Below are 16,683 nucleotides of genomic sequence, written 5' to 3'. Positions count from 1 at the left end.
CTATAGACAGGGAGTGAATGAGGTTTGTATCCGAAAGTAAATGATGTGTTGTTCATACAGTTACCCTCAGAAGGTGAGAAAGAAGCGAATTACGAATACCGTTCAAGAATTGCCGAAACAGATGAAGATGATATTTATATGGAAGTTCCGATTCGTGAAGGAAGCGGGCATCTGAAAAAACTTCATATGGGCGATGAGCTGTCGGTTTACTTTCTAACAGAAGGTGGAGTAAAGCATTACTTTAATACATACGTGACTGGTTTCAAAGAAGATGTAATAAGAATGGTGAAGTTTCGTAAACCGTCTGCAGAAGAAATTTTTCAGGTGCAGCGGCGTAATTTTTTAAGAGTCCAGTCCAAGTTAGAACTGGCAGTTAAGTTCAAACACGATTTTACCCGGTTTCTAACCTATACCGATGATGTAGGCGGAGGAGGCATTTCTTTTGTAGGGTATTCCAAACATGAAGTTAAGGAAGGACAGATCCTTTCTTGTTGGCTGTTGCTTCCTTATAAGAACGGAGAGCTTGAACATGTTCCTTTTGAAGGCATCGTGGTTCGAAGCATTACCCTCGAAAGTGGGCGGCAGAAAGCCATGCTTGAATTTACACAAATCTCCGACATGGAACGTCAAAAAATAATAAAGTACTGTTTTGAGCGTCAACTTGACTTTAGAGGCAGATAAATAAATTCATAACGATCGATTCATGAAGTGAATGAATCATTATTTCTGAGGGCACAATGAACAAAATTGTTCTGCAGGAGAGATGAGAATGAAGCAGCCTGGTGAAGAAGCCCGCAGCTATGAAGCTTTATTTATCAAATTCAGTACGCAGGTTGAGCGTAAGTTAAAGACACTGCTGCTCTGTCTTCTTCTGTTACTGATCGTTTTTCAAATTTTGCTGCATAATAGATTCACAGCACCCTATATGTCAGCAGTATTTCGGCTTGAGGGAACCCCCTTGCCTGCTTCATTCCAACTACCCAATATACTGAATAAAGAGTGACCATTTTTGCATCACTGTTGGTTGTGTGGTATAATTTTCTCGTCGCAGGCAATGCCTGCTTTTTTCTTGAGGCTTAAGTTTGAGGAGGAATGCCCCGTTGACAAGCCAGAATACAGCAGAGAACGGGAAACTGAACGTGGCTATTGACGGTCCCGCAGGAGCTGGGAAAAGTACCGTTGCTAGACGCGTGGCGAGCAAACTGTCTTATGTGTACGTGGATACAGGCGCTATGTATCGTGCTGTAACCTATTATATGCTTCGCCATGAGATTAAACCAGAAGAGGTAGATACCGTACTTGCACACGTTAGAAAACTGGATATTGAACTTATACCAGCGGAAGGCGGGCAGAAGGTATTCCTTAATGGGGAAGAAGTATCAGGGCCGATCCGTTCGAGAGAAGTTACTGGAGTTGTATCCTTATATTCGCAAATCGAAGATTTGCGTCATCACCTTGTTGAGATGCAGAGAAAAATGGCACTTCGCAAGGGCGTTGTTATGGATGGAAGGGACATCGGAACGACGGTTTTACCCGATGCAGAAGTGAAAATTTTTATGACCGCAAGCGTTAGGGAACGTGCACTTCGTAGGTTCAAGGAACTCGATAAGACGGAAGAGGTAACACTTGACCAGCTCGAGAGAGAGATTGCGGCTCGGGACAAGCTGGATCAGGAACGTGAAGTTTCGCCGCTGCGTCAAGCAGAAGATGCCTTCGTTCTTGATACCACATCAATGAGTATTGATGAGGTTGTTGAACACATTGTAACGCGCTGTATGGAAGTCAGGGGAGAGGTTGGATTATGATTTATTCAATTGGTCGGTTTCTGTTAAACGTAATTTACACTGTTCTATTTCGTTTAGAGGCCACCGGGAGAGAGAATATTCCCCGCGAAGGCGGCGTGGTATTGTGTTGTAATCACATTAGTAACTTTGACCCGCCAACTCTTGGAATTAAGATTCACCGCAAGATCCGATTTATGGCAAAAAGTGAATTGTTTGAAGTTCCGGTACTCGGTCCGATCTTGAAAGAACTCGGAGCATTCCCTGTGAAACGGGGCGGTGTGAGTAAGGATTCCATTAAAACAGCGCTTAACATCCTTCGGGGTGGAGAAGTCTTGGGGATTTTCCCGCAAGGCAGTCGGCATAATGATGGCGGTATGGGAAAAAAGGGAGCTGCTAGTTTCGCACTGCGAAGCGGAGCTGCTGTAGTACCTGCTGCTGTAATCGGTGAATACAAACCTTTCAGAAAAATGAAAATTGTTTACGGTGAACCCGTTGATCTAGATGAGTTCAGAGATGATCCTACAGGAGAGTCACTTGAACGGGCAACGGAAAAAATTATGTCTAAAATTGATGAAATGGCGAAAACGGGTGTACCATCGAAGCCGTAAAGCCAATGAATGACACATCATATTTTATGGTAAGCTAAGCATTACCAGGTTATGTTTTGAACTCTGCTACGGCAGGTTTAAATAAATGGGGTTTTTGAATTGAGGAGGGTATTGATTATGTCGGAAGAAACTAAAAATCAAGAAGTAACAGAAGCAGCAACCCAAGATGAATTGGATTCATTCGTATCATTAAAAAAAGGCGATACTGTAAAAGGAACCATTGTCAAATTGGAAGATAACCAAGCTTATGTAAGTATTGGATATAAATATGACGGTGTGATTCCAGTTCGCGAACTTTCCTCTGTACAAGTGGATAATATCAGCGAAGCAGTAGAAGTTGGCCAAGAAGTGGAATGCAAAGTAGTCAGCATCGATGACGAGAAAGAAAAACTCGTTCTTTCCAAACGTGCAATCGATAGCGAAAATGCTTGGGAAGATCTTGCTAAAAAACAAGAGTCTGGTGAAGTATTTGAAGTTGTTGTATCCGATGTCGTTAAAGGCGGCGTAGTTGCTGACGTTGGCGTACGCGGATTCATCCCTGCTTCTATGGTTGAGCGTCATTTTGTGGAAGATTTCAGTGATTACAAAGGAAAAACACTTCGCGTTGTAGTAAAAGAACTTGATCGTGAAGCTAACAAAGTAATCCTTTCCCAAAAAGATGTTCTAGATGCAGAACACGAAGTTAACAAACAAAAAGTGATTGCTGAACTTACTGAAGGACAACAAATTGAAGGTACTGTACAGCGCCTGACTCAATTTGGAGCTTTCGTAGATGTAGGCGGCGTTGACGGTCTTGTTCACGTATCCGAGATTGCTTGGAGCCATGTGGATAAACCAGCTGACGTTCTTTCCGAAGGCGAAAAAGTGAATGTGAAAGTACTGAAAGTTGACCCTGAAAAAGGTAAAATCAGCCTCAGTATCAAAGCAGCACAACCAGGTCCTTGGGAAACGGCTGCAGATCAGTTCAAAACAGGCGATATCGTAACAGGTACTGTAAAACGTCTGGTTCAGTTTGGTGCTTTCGTAGAAATCGCACCAGGTGTAGAAGGTTTGGTTCATATTTCCCAGATTTCTCACAAACACATCGGTACTCCGCATGAAGTTCTGAAAGAAGGACAAGAAGTTCAAGTGAAAGTTCTGGAACTGAACCCTGCTGAGCAACGTGCAAGCCTGAGCATCAAAGAAACAGAAGAAGCTCCTGCTGATGCAGCGCCGCGTGCTGAAAAATCCAGAAAATCAAATGCTCCACGTGAAGTGGTTAACAACCCTAACGTTTCTTTGAGCAACGAAGGACTCAGCGTTACACTGGGCGACCTTTTCGGTGATAAATTAAGTAAATTTAAATAATGAAGTCGCGTTAAGCTTATCTTCATACAGGCAACACTAACAGGTTGCTAATCACGATTGGCGGATCCTTCGGGGTTCGCCGATTGTTGTTAGAACCTGTTTTTTGGATAAGGAAAGCATTAGCTTAATTATCTTTTTTTTGCTATGATGAAGCGTAAGAAGTGACAGGAGGAGTGTATTTTATGGCAAGACCCGTTGTGGCTATAGTCGGACGTCCGAATGTAGGAAAATCAACAATTTTTAACCGGATCATCGGCGATCGGTTGGCCATTGTGGAGGATAAACCGGGAATTACGCGTGACCGTTTGTATGGTGTGGCGGAATGGAACGGCAAACCTTTCAGTATTATTGATACGGGAGGAATCGAAATTGATGGTGAAGATATCATTCTGAGATCCATCCGTATGCAAGCAGAACTCGCTATTGAAGAAGCTGATGTCATCGTATTTATGTGTGATGCGAAGACAGGCGTTACGCAAGCTGATGAAGAAGTGGCTCAAATCCTGTATCGATCCGGTAAACCGATCATCGTTGCAGTTAATAAAGTAGACAATATGGGTCGAAGCGACCTCATTTATGAATTCTATTCTTTTGGTTTTGGTGATCCGATTGGTATCTCCGGAAGTCATGGTACGGGCATTGGTGACTTGCTTGATGCGATTGCTAGTAACCTCCCTGAGCTTGAGGAAGATGGGTATGATGAGGATGTAATTAGAGTCGCTCTCATCGGACGGCCAAATGTAGGAAAATCATCGCTAGTCAATGCAATTCTTGGGGAAGAACGCGTTATCGTAAGTGATATTGCCGGAACAACAAGGGATGCAATTGATACTCCATTCGAAAAAGATGGTCAGCGCTATGTCCTTATTGACACGGCAGGTATGAGAAAACGCGGTAAGGTATATGAAACTACTGAGAAATACAGTGTAATGCGTGCCATGCGTGCGATTGAACGTGCAGATGTTGTACTGGTTGTAATTAACGGCGAAGAGGGAATCATTGATCAGGACAAGCATATTGCTGGTTATGCTTATGAAGCAGGTAAAGCTTCTTTATTCGTCGTGAACAAATGGGATGTTGTAGATAAAGACGACAAAACCATGCGTGAATTCGAAAAGAATATTCGGGATCATTTCTTGTTCATGACCTATGCACCGATCGTATTCCTATCTGCAAAAACTAAACAGCGCTTACAAAAATTGCTTCCTGTAGTACAACATGTATCACAGCAGCATGTCATGCGTGTTCAGACTCATTTACTTAACGATGTAGTATCTGATGCAGTGGCGATTAACCCGCCGCCAACAGACAAAGGAAGACGACTGCGCATTAATTATGTAACACAAGTAGCAGTGAAGCCTCCTACCATAGTTGTGTTTGTAAATGATCCGGAACTGATGCACTTCTCTTACGAGCGTTATCTTGAGAATAAAATACGTGCTGCTTTCAATTTTGAAGGTACACCTATTCGTATATTTACTCGGCGTAAGTCCGACGAAGGTTAGGGGAGAAACAATGTGATTTATGCTATCATGGCTATAATCATCAGCTATCTTCTAGGTTCCGTAAGCTTTAGCTTTTTGCTTGGTAAACTAACAAAAGGCATAGATATACGGGATCATGGAAGCGGCAATGCAGGCGCAACGAATACGTTACGTGTTCTTGGTAAAGGACCGGCTATTCTTGTGCTTGTACTTGACGTTGCAAAAGGGATCGCAGCGGTATGGATCGGCAAATGGCTTGGCGGTGATTCACAGTGGGTTCCAGCGCTGTGCGGAGTCGCTGCTATTGTTGGTCATAACTGGCCCGTATTTTTCCGTTTTCGTGGAGGGAAAGGGATTGCAACCGCCATTGGCGTGCTTGCAACCCTTTGTTTGTTACCCGCTTTATATGCAGGAATTATAGCGATTATGTGTATTGTAATTACTAGATACGTATCCTTAGGTTCTTTAATTTTCGTATTTCTAACACCAGTGTTCTTATTTATCCTTCTTTATCCATGGCCGATATTTTGGTGTAGTCTCGTGATTTGTATACTAGCCTTCTGGAGGCATCGGACGAATATCAGAAAACTGATACGCGGGGAAGAAAATAAGCTGGGATCTCGTTCATCAAAAGGGGGTAAACGGGTTGTCTAACAAAGTAACGTTACTGGTAGCTGGAAGCTGGGGAACTGCACTGGCAAGTGTTCTTGCAGACAATGGCCATGATGTATACATGTGGACACGAAGTAACGAGCAAGCTGCTGAGATCAACGAGCAGCATACGAATGCTCGGTACTTACCCGGCATTATTTTATCAGAACGGATTAGGGCTACAAATGATATGGAAGAAGCGGTAGAAGGCAGTCAGGCTATTATTATTGTAGCTCCTTCTTCAGCGATGCGTTCCGTAGTACAACAGCTGCAGCCTTTTTACAAAAAAGGCACACTGATTGTACATGCAACGAAAGGCTTTGAAACGGCAACTTTAAAGAGAATGTCTGTTGTCATTTCGGAGGAACTCGGCTGTCCTGAGGGAGATATTGTTGTGCTTTCAGGTCCGAGTCATGCGGAAGAAGTCGTTCAGAAAAAACCGACCACAACTGTGGTGGCGTCCTTAAATGATGAGCTTGCTAATCGTGCTCGAGATTTGTTCATGAATGTGAACTTTCGAGTATACACCAATCGAGATTTGCTTGGTGTTGAACTAGCAGGTGCGTTTAAGAATATCATTGCTTTAGGTGCAGGAATGTCAGACGGTCTTGGATTTGGTGATAATGCCAAAGCAGCGATCATAACCCGCGGCCTTGCGGAGATTGCTCGAATAGGTGTAGAGATGGGGGCTAACCCGCTTACCTTTTCGGGACTCGCTGGCGTAGGGGATTTAGTCGTGACCGCAACAAGCAAGCATAGCCGTAACTGGCGTGCTGGATATTCGCTTGGACAAGGCAAACCGCTGCAAGAAGTACTAGATGCCATGGGCATGGTTGTGGAAGGAATTCGTACTACAGAAGCAGCTCATGCGATATCACAAAAGTATAATGTCCAAATGCCGATCGCTGATCAGCTCTATAAAGTGCTTTTCACAGGCAAAGACAGCCGTACTGCGGTAGAAGCGCTGATGGGCCGCGATCCGAAGACTGAGATGGAAGTCATGAGACTCGAAACATGGGAGCAGTGGCATACTTAGGCTTCTGGGTTCTTTTCTCATTTCTCCATTACCCTTCACCCTTCGATAAGACAGCTCATATAATATGTTGAGTTTTTGTCTTGAGGAGGGGAATAAATGGCAGACAATATTTCTAAAGATGCTCTAAATGCAATAAATAAAAAGACAGGGAAGAAGATCACGGAAGGTGCAGTGAAAAAGCTCGCTAGTACGGTGAAACCTTCTACTCTACAAAATGAGGATCAGCTTAGAACGCTCATCAAACAAGTTTCTGCAATGGCGAAAGTACCTGTCAGTGAAGAAACGATTCAAGAAATCGTGAATGCGATCAAGAAAAGCGGTATGAATCCGAGTAACATGGAAGCAATCATGAAAATGATGATGAAAAAGAAATAATAGATCCAGGTAAGAAAGAGATATTCACCTCTTTCTTACTACGAAGAACAAAGATGGGCCCCTGCCTATTATCTTTGTTCTTTTTCTTTTTACAAGGAGGAATGGTTAAGTTTTCATGTTATAATCACCTTATCTGAAAAAAGATGGGTAATACCTTGTTTTCTGGGATCAATAGATGTATTGGAGGATGAAACATGGATGCAATGGACAAGATGTGGCTTTCGATTATCGCTGTGCTAATTATGGGATTGTCTGTCTTCCTGATTACTTTTGCACGTGCGAAGACAAAGGGTATAATAAAAGGAGTTTTATCTTTCCTTGCTTTTATAATTATGCTGCTCGGACTTCTTAGTGGTCTGGTATCCATTATGTAATTAAAATCAAGGAAGACTGAATTCATTAAACGATTGGAGTCATGATAAGTGCTTGATACAGCTTTAAACGTCTTAGGTAAGGCTTGGAACCCAAAGCAATACAACTGGCTGTTAGGAGGAAGCTGCAGCCTTCTGCTGCAGGGTGTAGAACTAGCAGACCCGCCGAATGATATTGATGTATATGCTGATTTTGAAACCGCGAGACCCTTACATAAAGAGATTAGTTCCTATTCAGTCGATGAGCAGCGTCTTGATCGTAGCGGTACCTATACTTCTCTGCTTAGTCATTATCAGATCGGTGAAGCATCTATCGAATTATCCGGAGGGTTTGAAATTTGTACATCGGACTCCCTTTATCGAACAGATATTGCTTTTTTGATACCTCATGCAAAGAAATATAATATTCCGGGTACGCATCTTTCCATATCTATGACACCGCTAAGTCATGAGCTCATGTTTAACATCCTTCGTGAGCGGGCAGATCGATATGAGCTTATAGCAAAGAAAATGAAAGAAAATATAGAAGCTCATACCCCTTTAGTAAAAGATCTCATTTGCCGTAATGTATGGTCACCAGCACATCTGAAACAGTTGGAGGATGTACTGGGGATAGATGGAAATGTATTACGAGAACAAGGGCGGCTCTGATACAGCTATACTGAGCACGGACAAGCAGGGGGTAAGTGATGAAGGTAACCTTTTTACCAAGTGGCAAACAGGTTGAAGTGAAGCAGGGAGTTACTTTACTTCAAGCAAGTCGTTTAGCAGGGATTACGATCCCTACAAGGTGCGGAGGCAAGGCTGGATGTATGATGTGCAAAGTGAATGTTCCTGAAGGAGAAGAAGGTCATCTGAGTAAACCAGGAAGAGCTGAACGTAACAAGCTCGGCACATGGATCGATCATGGGACACGTTTAGCTTGTCAGGCTGCTGTTCAGGACTCAGTTACCGTTCAAGTACCTGAGGATAAGCTGAAAGCAGCGATTCGTAAACAGCTCGAAAGACAAGCTGAAGAAGATACGCTTTGGTAAGATTCCGAAAAAAGATAGCTAGATTCTAATAAAGGATGGGCTTAATTAATGAGGGAAATATACGGAAACATAAGAAAACAGCGTGTTTTCCTATGTGCTGTTATAGCTGCGTTCATGTTGTTGCTGTCGGGCTGTATGCAATCTTCAGGGAGTAGTAACAAAGAAGCGTGGGCCACAAATTATGACGGGAGTGTCTCAAGGGTTCAGAATGCCATAGATGCCTTTCAGGACTCGAAGGGTGTTTTGCCGATTGTTACGGCTGGGGCTGAAGTCCCTATATACGAGAAATTTCGTGTTGATATGAGCAAGCTTGAACGGGAGGGATATATTGACGATATTCCAAAGACGGCTTTTGAAAAAGGCGGAAGTGCGTATTTCCTCGTTCAAAATGAAGAAGTCGATCCGGTTATAAAAGTAATGGATCTTATAACTGTTCAAAAAGTAACTCTAGTTCAGCGTCTAGTTGATTCTTATTATGCCTCTCATGGAACCTGGCCAGTGAAGGAAGAGATTTATCCAAACATTCATCTAGTGGACATAGAAGCCATTCAAAATTCGGGAAACCGGGTTGAAGATCTGGCAAGTGTCTATTCTGGTGAAATACTTCCTTACATCATAGATCCTGAAGGAACAGTGTATGCAGATTATGCTTTTGACATTATGCAGCTTATTGATCGAAAGAAAATTAGTCCCAAAAGCTCGGAAGACGTAAGGAAATACCTGACGGAAGAATCTCATTTTGTGCCTGTAAAATCACTCCCTTATACATGGGATGGCGGTCAGCCTATTGCTGTCCCGTCTCTTTCATAATCATGGTCTAGCATGAACAACATCCATTACACCGTCCCACTGAGGGGCGGTGTTTTTATATGACGGATTGTAATATGAAGTGCGACACCTAGTTCAAAATTAAAAATGGCCCATGGCCGGATTCGTGTAGAATGGAGTTACCACACAACACCTACAAGGAGAATCCGCCATGAGCTACACACATCTTAGCATAATTGAACGCAGTAAACTAGAAGTATTACATCAACTGGGGCTGTCCGCCCGAGCCATTGCTCGCGAATTGGATCGTCATCATTCCACGATCAGCCGGGAACTGAGGAAAAATCAAAGCCTAAATGGTTATCAAGCGGTAGCATCAGAGCATCGTTATAAGCATCTTCGCCAAGCTCAGAAACCTAGAGAAAAATGGACGGAGACACTCGGAAAAGAAATTGAACAGCGACTTCACGAAACCTGGTCTCCTGAGCAAATCTCTATGCGTTATAGACTGAAAGGAGAGCCCATGGTTTCGTTCAAAACGATCTATTGCTGGCTTTATCAAGGACGTATGATTCGTAACACCGTTCAGCAGTTAAGACACAAAGGAAAAAGACAAAAACCCCAAGAAAAACGAGGTCGCTTCCTCGTAGGCACTTCTATCAAACAACGGCCTAAAGAGATTCGTTCCCGTGAAACCTTTGGACACTGGGAACTGGACACGGTCGTCTCCAGCCGAGGAAAAAGTAAGGCTTGTGTCGCTACATGTATCGAGCGAAAAACAAGGCTATACACTGCTATTAAAATGCCAGATCGCACTTCATTATCAATGGAAATTGCTATTGGTGTAGTTGCTGCACAGTACCCTGCCCAAACCTTCCAGACAGCTACCGTAGACCGTGGTAAAGAGTTCGCGTGCTTTCGTGAATTGGAAGAGTCACACGGTATGACGGTATATTTTGCAGATCCTTATTCCTCATGGCAACGAGGCTCCAATGAGAATGGAAACGGGCTCCTTCGAGAGTTCTTCCCAAAAGGAAAGGACTTTGCAAAGGTGACCGAGGAAGAATTAGAACACGCCCTCCAACTTATTAACAACAGACCAAGGAAATGTTTGGGATGGAAAACTGCTCACGAATCATTTGAAGAAGAAGTGTCGCACTTGGATTGACAATCCGTCATATATTAAAGTGCCATTCGTCATAATTGATAGCTAGCATTCATATATTTAGCGTGGATGGTCTTCGGGAGATCATGAATCTTCTTAAAAAGAGAGTGCTTCGAGAATAACCAACCAAAAAAAATAGAAAAGACGTCATACTGCAAAGGTCATGTACATACTATGATACTAGTCCAAAAGCATGTACGAGTTACGCCGCTCATCTTTCTTTCATCAGAATGTGATATGTCGGCGGCGGACGACTTCCGGGCAATCGTTATAACTGCTCTACCGTTGCAGGGATTAACGTCTTCTGATTGAAAACGAAGCGGATGCTCTTTAGCATTTTTCCTTCGGAGTATGTTTAGGAGGGGATTTCACTTGGAAAAAGTAGACATTTTCAAAGACATTGCTGAGCGAACCGGTGGAGACATTTATCTCGGAGTAGTCGGTGCAGTTCGCACAGGGAAATCAACATTCATCAAACGATTCATGGAAACAATTGTTTTACCTAACATTACGAATGAAGCAGACAGAGTAAGGGCGATTGATGAACTTCCGCAAAGTGCAGCTGGAAAAACAATAATGACCACTGAACCTAAATTTGTACCTAACAGTGCCGTACAGATTAAAGTAGCAGATGGCCTTGATGTTAATGTCCGTCTTGTGGATTGTGTAGGATATGCGGTAGAGGGAGCCAAAGGGTATGAAGATGAAAATGGCCCCCGCATGATTTCTACACCTTGGTTTGAAGAACCGATTCCTTTTCAGGAAGCAGCAGAGATTGGGACACGAAAGGTCATTCAGGAACATTCCACACTTGGTGTCGTGGTCACAACTGATGGCACGATTGCGGAGATTGCACGTGAATCCTATGTGGAATCCGAAGAAAGAGTCATCGCTGAACTGAAAGAAGTAGGTAAACCTTTTGTTCTCATCATAAACTCAACGAAACCTAAGGGCGAAGAAGCCTTACAACTTCGTGCTGAACTTGCTGAAAAATATGATGTCCCTGTTATGACATTAAGTGCTGCAACGATGACAGAAGAGGATGTTACCGGTGTGCTTCGAGAAGTACTGTATGAATTCCCGGTTCACGAGGTGAATGTAAATTTACCAAGCTGGGTTATGGTACTGAATGAAAATCACTGGCTGCGTGCAAGTTATGAGAACTCCGTTCGGGATACAGTAAAGGATATTCGCAGACTAAGAGATGTGGATCATGTAGTATCTCAGTTTATGGAATATGAATTTATTGACCGGGCAGGACTCAGTGGAATGAATATGGGGCAAGGGGTTGCAGAGATTGATCTCTATGCGCCAGATGAGCTTTATGATCAGATTTTATATGAGGTAGTGGGAATTGAGATTAGAGGTAAGGATCACCTCTTGCAACTGATGCAGGACTTCTCCCACGCCAAAAAGGAGTATGACCGTTTCGCAGAAGCACTGGAAATGGTCAAAACAACGGGGTACGGAATTGCTGCTCCATCGCTTGCTGAGATGGCTTTGGATGAACCCGAACTTATCCGTCAAGGAACTAGATTTGGGGTTAGGCTGAAAGCAACAGCACCATCGATCCACATGATCCGTGTCGATGTAGAGTCTGAATTTGCACCGATTATTGGTACCGAGAAACAGAGTGAGGAACTAGTCCGATATCTCATGCAGGATTTCGAAAATGATCCAATTAAGGTATGGGATTCAGATATGTTTGGTCGTTCCCTGCATTCCATTGTAAGGGAAGGAATCCAAGGTAAAATTGCCATGATGCCGGATAATGCAAGATATAAACTCCAAGAGACGCTCGGACGGATCATTAACGAAGGTTCCGGCGGACTGATAGCAATCATATTGTAATTCATGGCCTGGCCCATAGATTTACCGCCAAAATAACCGTAGGGGTTTCTCCCTTTCGGTTATTTTGTGTATCTTCGTTCTCTGACAAAATAGGGGAAATAATCTATTAGAAGTATGTCTTTTTATCAATTTTGTCCCGAGAACAGTGATTCTACTTGAAATTGTGTTCTGACTGTATTACTATAAACCTTGTTCCGCTTGAGGGATAGAGATTCACTTGAAGTAACCATATGAACCTAGTCTCATGCGGAGAAAGTATGAACCTATGAACAATATTACTTGGGAATAGGTATATCTTATGTATATTTTGTGATGAAACGGGAACAAAGTATAACACTTAGATAATATTATCAGGAGGTGAATTGACTTGAATAAATCGGATCTGATCACACAAGTAGCTGAATCTACTGAACTGCCTAAGAAAGATGTAACGAAAGCGGTTGATGCCGTATTCGAAGCTATTTCTGAAGCGTTGCAAAAAGGTGACAAAGTACAACTCGTTGGTTTTGGTAACTTTGAAGTACGCGAGCGTTCTGCACGTAAAGGACGTAACCCGCAAACAGGTGAGGAAATCGAAATTCCAGCGAGCAAAATTCCTGCTTTTAAACCAGGTAAAGCGCTCAAAGACGGAATCAAATAAGATTTCTACATACTTTTATGTAATCGAAAAGTCCGTGAATTCGTTCACGGCTTTTTTCTTTTTAGCAGGAAGGGGTGAAGTTCATGGAAGGTCCAATCAACAACGGGGATTATATCGTAATCAAGGCAAAAGAGAACGGTGTTCATGTCATTGGTTTGACACGAGGTCATGATACCCGGTTCCACCATACGGAGAAGCTTGATAAGGGTGAGGTTCTCATCGCACAATTTACAGATCATACCTCTGCTATTAAAATTCGCGGCAAAGCAGAAGTCATGACAAAACACGGTGTTATTGAATCAGATCAATAAAAAGAGCGGGAAACTAGAAACCGTCTTTTCATTTTAAAAAGCAGGCATAGCCTGTTTTTTTCGTTGTACAATAGAGTATGGGCCTTCTGTTTGATGCTTACAATAAGAAGGACAGGAGGTCTATCTATTGAAAAAGCGTAGAATATTATCCCTTGTTCTCGTCATGTCTCTTGGTGCGGCGGTACTTTTGTCAACGTTTGTTACGGGACAAAGTAAAATGTGGATAGCAGAAGAATCGAAAGAAGTGCTTTCGGCAAATGAACAAGTAACGCTAACGGATAAAAATTTGGTTGACGCTCTGCATGATCTTTCTCTAAATACACCGATCAGTAAAGTGAAATGGAGTAAAAATGTGCTGACCTTAGATCTCAAAGTGACAAGGAACTCCATCATACCTTCCGAAATTTATATAGATATTGCGAGTCTTGCGTCCTTTTCGATGGAACGAACGAATAATGTAAATCAGCTTATGCTTCGCGTGCTTGCGGAAGATGAATGGGCAGGGAAGAGGCATTTACTTCTCTCTGCAGATATAAAACGCACGGAATGGGACAGAGAAGCATGGATGAAATTAAGGGAATGGAAAAATTCGGTGTTACCTGACGAACTGATCCAAAGGTTCCATATGACAGAGACAAATCTATGGCGTGAGCAGTTTATTTCCTCTGAAAACGGTTATTGATGCCCTGTGCGGGTATAAGAAACATATGTTATAATAGATAAGATTGTGACGAAGATGATTGATTACTTTTGAATGAACGCTCGGAGGATTTATAATGATTTCATACCGCGTAGCAAATCTTGCAAAAAAATATACGGATTACGATATGATACAGCGGCATACGGAATTGCCGACGTTTCCTAATGGCCGTGTACAATTGCTTTACACGTTTTTGAACCAAGGGCAGAGACATTCAGTTGAGGACAGCGAACTCTTTTCCTTAGTTACAGCACTTGTACAGATGGGACTAGATACGCATGAAATGATTGATGTTCAGGAAGAAGATCTTGGAGAGCAGGATATGCGTTCTCGTCAGTTAAAGGTGCTCGGAGGCGATTTTTTTAGTTCGCGGTTTTATCAATTGCTGGCCCAGTCTGGTCATATATCGGTTATTGCTTTGCTCAGTGATGGGATCTGCCGATTAAATGAACGGAAGATGAGCCTTTATGACCGTATGAAGAAACACAAGCTTTCCTCGGAAGAATATGTGCAGGAATCGGTACAGCTGAAGAAGCAGCTGTTTCTTTCTTTTCAAAACATGATTGCGGAGCAGCAAGCAGAGCTTTATGACCAGTTTCTAACCTCAGTTAGTCTTTTGGATCTGCTTGTTGAAGAACGGGAAGCTGCTAGCGATGTGGAACGTTCAAAATCAAGATTTGCTTATTTACATGTCTATGAGAATGAAAGTTCAGATGTACGCTCTGCCTTGGCAAAAGGGAAGGTTACTCCTTCCGAATGGAATGAACTGATTAACAAGCATAAAACAATTGAAGTACTGACGAAGAAGATAGACCAGTCCGTTCTTTTGGTTCAAGGTTTATTAGAGAGTCAAGTGCAAGATCATGTACTTTGTGAAGAACTCAAGACCCTCATAGAACCCTATTTCATACATAGGGCAAGTGCATAAGTTTATGGTTTGATGAAAAGTAAATAAAGGTGGTATTTATACATGCAGCATGGGGGGAACAAGCCGAAGGAACAGTACGTCCATTCGGTTTTTCAGAGTATTGCTGGTAAGTATGATGTAATGAATGACACGCTTAGCTTTAGGAGGCATAAGGCCTGGCGTAAATTCACAATGAAAAAAATGAATGTACAGCCTGGACAAACGGCACTAGATGTCTGCTGCGGTACTTGTGACTGGACGCTCGCACTTGCAGAGGCAAGTGAAACGGGTCACATCGAAGGACTTGATTTTAGCAGCAATATGCTGGAAGTAGGTCAGCGTAAAGTTGAAAAATTAGGCCGCAAACAGCAGATCACGCTTATTCAGGGAAATGCGATGAGTTTGCCTTATGAAGATAACAGCTTTGATTACGTAACGATCGGCTTTGGTCTTCGTAATGTGCCGGATATCAAACAAGTATTAAACGAAATGAAGCGGGTAGTAAAACCAGGAGGGAAGGTCGTCTGTCTGGAACTCTCTAAACCTACCTGGCAGCCGTTTAAAGGTTTGTATTATTTTTATTTTAGAAATATGCTTCCTTTCATTGCCAAGCTGTTAGCAAAGCGTTACGAACAGTACAAATGGTTACCTGACTCCCTTATGATGTTTCCTGGAAGAGCGGAACTCGAACAGATTTTCAAAGAGACCGGCTTACAAAACGTCACTTCCTTTGCCTTGACGGGCGGAATAGCAGCATTACATATCGGGACCAAGGAGAGTCAGCATGTTTAAGAAAATTGGTATATTTCTAGAAATGATTAAAATTGAGCATACGCTGTTTGCGTTGCCATTTGCATTTATGGGTGCTGTGCTGGGATCAACAGAAATAACGGGCCATTTACCAAGTTGGGCTCAGATTGGCTGGGTACTGCTCGCTATGATCGGTGCGCGAAGCGCTGCCTTTGGACTCAATCGAATGATCGACCGTGTGATTGATGCCAAGAATCCTAGAACGGCTGGACGAGCCATACCAGCAGGACTTCTCAAAATCAGTGAAGTTGTTGTTTTTGTAATTATTTCTTTTCTTTTATTATTTTGGGCGGCATCACAGCTTAATCCGCTGTCAGTAAAACTTCTTCCAATTGCTGTATTCATGCTCGTTATTTATTCTTATACGAAACGATTTACATGGGCTTGCCATATCGTATTAGGTTTTACGATTGCCCTCGCTCCGCTTGGCGGATGGGTCGCAGTGACAGGAGAAATTAACCTGAGCAGTCTTGTACTGTATGTTGCGGCCGCTTTTTGGACAGCTGGTTTTGATATTATTTATGCGTGCCAGGATATTGAATTTGATAGAGAAGAAGGCGTGTACTCCATTCCTTCGCGTTTTGGTGTTGCTGGAGCATTGACTATTGCAAAAGTATTTCACCTCATTACTGCGGCTGGCTTTATTGCCTTACTCTTTATTACAGGCCTCAGCTGGATCTATGCAGTAGGAATTTTGATCTCTTGTGCGCTGCTTATTTATGAGCATTACATTGTGACACCGAGTGATCTAAGTCGTTTACAGACGGCTTTCTTTACTCTGAACAGTGTAGTCAGCATCGTAATCTTTGTCTTTACTTTGATTGATGTGGTGGTGTTTTAA

Annotated in this window: 21 protein-coding genes; all 21 read left to right on the top strand. The window is 42.7% G+C overall.

The genetic code is table 11. The features are described 5' to 3' along the window. Positions 1-24: 24 nt before the first annotated feature. The 21 genes from QPK24_RS16375 (at position 25) to QPK24_RS16275 (ending at position 16,683) form a co-directional block, all read left to right on the top strand. Entirely contained in the window at positions 25-681 is a 657-nt protein-coding gene (locus QPK24_RS16375) for a flagellar brake protein (protein WP_285742922.1), read from the top strand. 88 nt (positions 682-769) lie between these two features. After that, on the top strand, positions 770-1,003 hold the full coding sequence (locus QPK24_RS16370) for a hypothetical protein (RefSeq protein ID WP_285742921.1): 234 nt from the start codon (positions 770-772) through the stop codon (positions 1,001-1,003). Between the two features lie 97 nt (positions 1,004-1,100). After that, positions 1,101-1,805, top strand: a complete 705-nt coding sequence (cmk, locus tag QPK24_RS16365) for a (d)CMP kinase (RefSeq protein ID WP_285742919.1) — start codon at positions 1,101-1,103, stop codon at positions 1,803-1,805. After that, positions 1,802-2,392 (top strand): lysophospholipid acyltransferase family protein, encoded by a 591-nt coding sequence (locus tag QPK24_RS16360; RefSeq protein WP_160033305.1) that lies wholly within the window; start codon positions 1,802-1,804, stop codon positions 2,390-2,392. The genes cmk and QPK24_RS16360 overlap by 4 nt, the downstream gene beginning before the upstream one ends. 117 nt (positions 2,393-2,509) lie before the next feature. Then, positions 2,510-3,739 (top strand): 30S ribosomal protein S1, encoded by a 1,230-nt coding sequence (rpsA, locus tag QPK24_RS16355; protein ID WP_285742916.1) that lies wholly within the window; start codon positions 2,510-2,512, stop codon positions 3,737-3,739. 182 nt (positions 3,740-3,921) lie between these two features. After that, positions 3,922-5,244 (top strand): ribosome biogenesis GTPase Der, encoded by a 1,323-nt coding sequence (gene der, locus QPK24_RS16350; protein ID WP_285742914.1) that lies wholly within the window; start codon positions 3,922-3,924, stop codon positions 5,242-5,244. 12 nt (positions 5,245-5,256) lie between these two features. Further along, positions 5,257-5,877, top strand: a complete 621-nt coding sequence (gene plsY, locus QPK24_RS16345; RefSeq protein ID WP_285742912.1) for a glycerol-3-phosphate 1-O-acyltransferase PlsY — start codon at positions 5,257-5,259, stop codon at positions 5,875-5,877. Further along, a complete protein-coding gene (locus tag QPK24_RS16340) occupies positions 5,870-6,910 on the top strand; it encodes an NAD(P)H-dependent glycerol-3-phosphate dehydrogenase (protein ID WP_285742910.1) in 1,041 nt (346 codons plus the stop codon). The genes plsY and QPK24_RS16340 overlap by 8 nt, the downstream gene beginning before the upstream one ends. Before the next feature lie 96 nt (positions 6,911-7,006). After that, positions 7,007-7,285 (top strand): stage VI sporulation protein F, encoded by a 279-nt coding sequence (locus tag QPK24_RS16335; RefSeq protein WP_285742908.1) that lies wholly within the window; start codon positions 7,007-7,009, stop codon positions 7,283-7,285. 194 nt (positions 7,286-7,479) lie between these two features. Further along, entirely contained in the window at positions 7,480-7,659 is a 180-nt protein-coding gene (locus QPK24_RS16330) for a DUF2768 family protein (RefSeq protein WP_160033293.1), read from the top strand. A gap of 48 nt (positions 7,660-7,707) precedes the next feature. After that, entirely contained in the window at positions 7,708-8,307 is a 600-nt protein-coding gene (locus QPK24_RS16325) for a hypothetical protein (protein WP_285742905.1), read from the top strand. Between the two features lie 38 nt (positions 8,308-8,345). Beyond that, the gene (locus QPK24_RS16320) at positions 8,346-8,690 is read left to right on the top strand and encodes a 2Fe-2S iron-sulfur cluster-binding protein (RefSeq protein ID WP_285742903.1); all 345 of its coding nucleotides are present in this window, start codon (positions 8,346-8,348) and stop codon (positions 8,688-8,690) included. Between the two features lie 48 nt (positions 8,691-8,738). Continuing rightward, the gene (locus QPK24_RS16315; RefSeq protein WP_285742901.1) at positions 8,739-9,500 is read left to right on the top strand and encodes a hypothetical protein; all 762 of its coding nucleotides are present in this window, start codon (positions 8,739-8,741) and stop codon (positions 9,498-9,500) included. Positions 9,501-9,669: 169 nt separating this feature from the next. Beyond that, positions 9,670-10,626: an IS30 family transposase gene (locus QPK24_RS16310; RefSeq protein ID WP_285742899.1), complete on the top strand. Its 957-nt coding sequence runs from the start codon at positions 9,670-9,672 to the stop codon at positions 10,624-10,626. 369 nt (positions 10,627-10,995) lie between these two features. Next, the gene (gene spoIVA, locus QPK24_RS16305; protein WP_213529587.1) at positions 10,996-12,474 is read left to right on the top strand and encodes a stage IV sporulation protein A; all 1,479 of its coding nucleotides are present in this window, start codon (positions 10,996-10,998) and stop codon (positions 12,472-12,474) included. 367 nt (positions 12,475-12,841) lie between these two features. Then, entirely contained in the window at positions 12,842-13,114 is a 273-nt protein-coding gene (locus tag QPK24_RS16300; protein ID WP_191799240.1) for an HU family DNA-binding protein, read from the top strand. Positions 13,115-13,197: 83 nt separating this feature from the next. Continuing rightward, positions 13,198-13,425: a trp RNA-binding attenuation protein MtrB gene (gene mtrB / locus QPK24_RS16295; RefSeq protein WP_160033281.1), complete on the top strand. Its 228-nt coding sequence runs from the start codon at positions 13,198-13,200 to the stop codon at positions 13,423-13,425. A gap of 127 nt (positions 13,426-13,552) precedes the next feature. Further along, positions 13,553-14,107 carry a hypothetical protein gene (locus QPK24_RS16290; RefSeq protein WP_285742891.1) on the top strand — a complete coding sequence of 185 codons (555 nt, stop codon included), beginning with the start codon at positions 13,553-13,555 and terminating at the stop codon, positions 14,105-14,107. 94 nt (positions 14,108-14,201) lie between these two features. Next, a complete protein-coding gene (locus QPK24_RS16285) occupies positions 14,202-15,053 on the top strand; it encodes a heptaprenyl diphosphate synthase component 1 (RefSeq protein WP_285742889.1) in 852 nt (283 codons plus the stop codon). Between the two features lie 42 nt (positions 15,054-15,095). Next, positions 15,096-15,824, top strand: a complete 729-nt coding sequence (locus QPK24_RS16280) for a demethylmenaquinone methyltransferase (RefSeq protein WP_285742887.1) — start codon at positions 15,096-15,098, stop codon at positions 15,822-15,824. After that, positions 15,817-16,683, top strand: a complete 867-nt coding sequence (locus tag QPK24_RS16275) for a UbiA-like polyprenyltransferase (RefSeq protein WP_285742885.1) — start codon at positions 15,817-15,819, stop codon at positions 16,681-16,683. The genes QPK24_RS16280 and QPK24_RS16275 overlap by 8 nt, the downstream gene beginning before the upstream one ends.

It is taken from the genome of Paenibacillus polygoni (assembly GCF_030263935.1).
Classification (GTDB): Bacteria; Bacillota; Bacilli; order Paenibacillales; family Paenibacillaceae; genus Paenibacillus; species Paenibacillus polygoni.
The sequence above is the reverse complement of the archived record's forward strand: the minus strand, read 5'-3'. Positions and strand labels throughout refer to the sequence as shown.

What these genes read in the sequence shown, in the direction of transcription:
- QPK24_RS16370 (WP_285742921.1), top strand. Translation starts at nt 770, where the DNA reads ATGAAGCAGCCTGGTGAAGAAGCCCGCAGCTATGAAGCTTTATTTATC.
- QPK24_RS16360 (WP_160033305.1), top strand. Translation starts at nt 1,802, where the DNA reads ATGATTTATTCAATTGGTCGGTTTCTGTTAAACGTAATTTACACTGTT.
- rpsA (WP_285742916.1), top strand. Translation starts at nt 2,510, where the DNA reads ATGTCGGAAGAAACTAAAAATCAAGAAGTAACAGAAGCAGCAACCCAA.
- der (WP_285742914.1), top strand. Translation starts at nt 3,922, where the DNA reads ATGGCAAGACCCGTTGTGGCTATAGTCGGACGTCCGAATGTAGGAAAA.
- QPK24_RS16335 (WP_285742908.1), top strand. Translation starts at nt 7,007, where the DNA reads ATGGCAGACAATATTTCTAAAGATGCTCTAAATGCAATAAATAAAAAG.
- QPK24_RS16330 (WP_160033293.1), top strand. Translation starts at nt 7,480, where the DNA reads ATGGATGCAATGGACAAGATGTGGCTTTCGATTATCGCTGTGCTAATT.
- QPK24_RS16320 (WP_285742903.1), top strand. Translation starts at nt 8,346, where the DNA reads ATGAAGGTAACCTTTTTACCAAGTGGCAAACAGGTTGAAGTGAAGCAG.
- QPK24_RS16315 (WP_285742901.1), top strand. Translation starts at nt 8,739, where the DNA reads ATGAGGGAAATATACGGAAACATAAGAAAACAGCGTGTTTTCCTATGT.
- QPK24_RS16310 (WP_285742899.1), top strand. Translation starts at nt 9,670, where the DNA reads ATGAGCTACACACATCTTAGCATAATTGAACGCAGTAAACTAGAAGTA.
- mtrB (WP_160033281.1), top strand. Translation starts at nt 13,198, where the DNA reads ATGGAAGGTCCAATCAACAACGGGGATTATATCGTAATCAAGGCAAAA.
- QPK24_RS16285 (WP_285742889.1), top strand. Translation starts at nt 14,202, where the DNA reads ATGATTTCATACCGCGTAGCAAATCTTGCAAAAAAATATACGGATTAC.
- QPK24_RS16280 (WP_285742887.1), top strand. Translation starts at nt 15,096, where the DNA reads ATGCAGCATGGGGGGAACAAGCCGAAGGAACAGTACGTCCATTCGGTT.
- QPK24_RS16275 (WP_285742885.1), top strand. Translation starts at nt 15,817, where the DNA reads ATGTTTAAGAAAATTGGTATATTTCTAGAAATGATTAAAATTGAGCAT.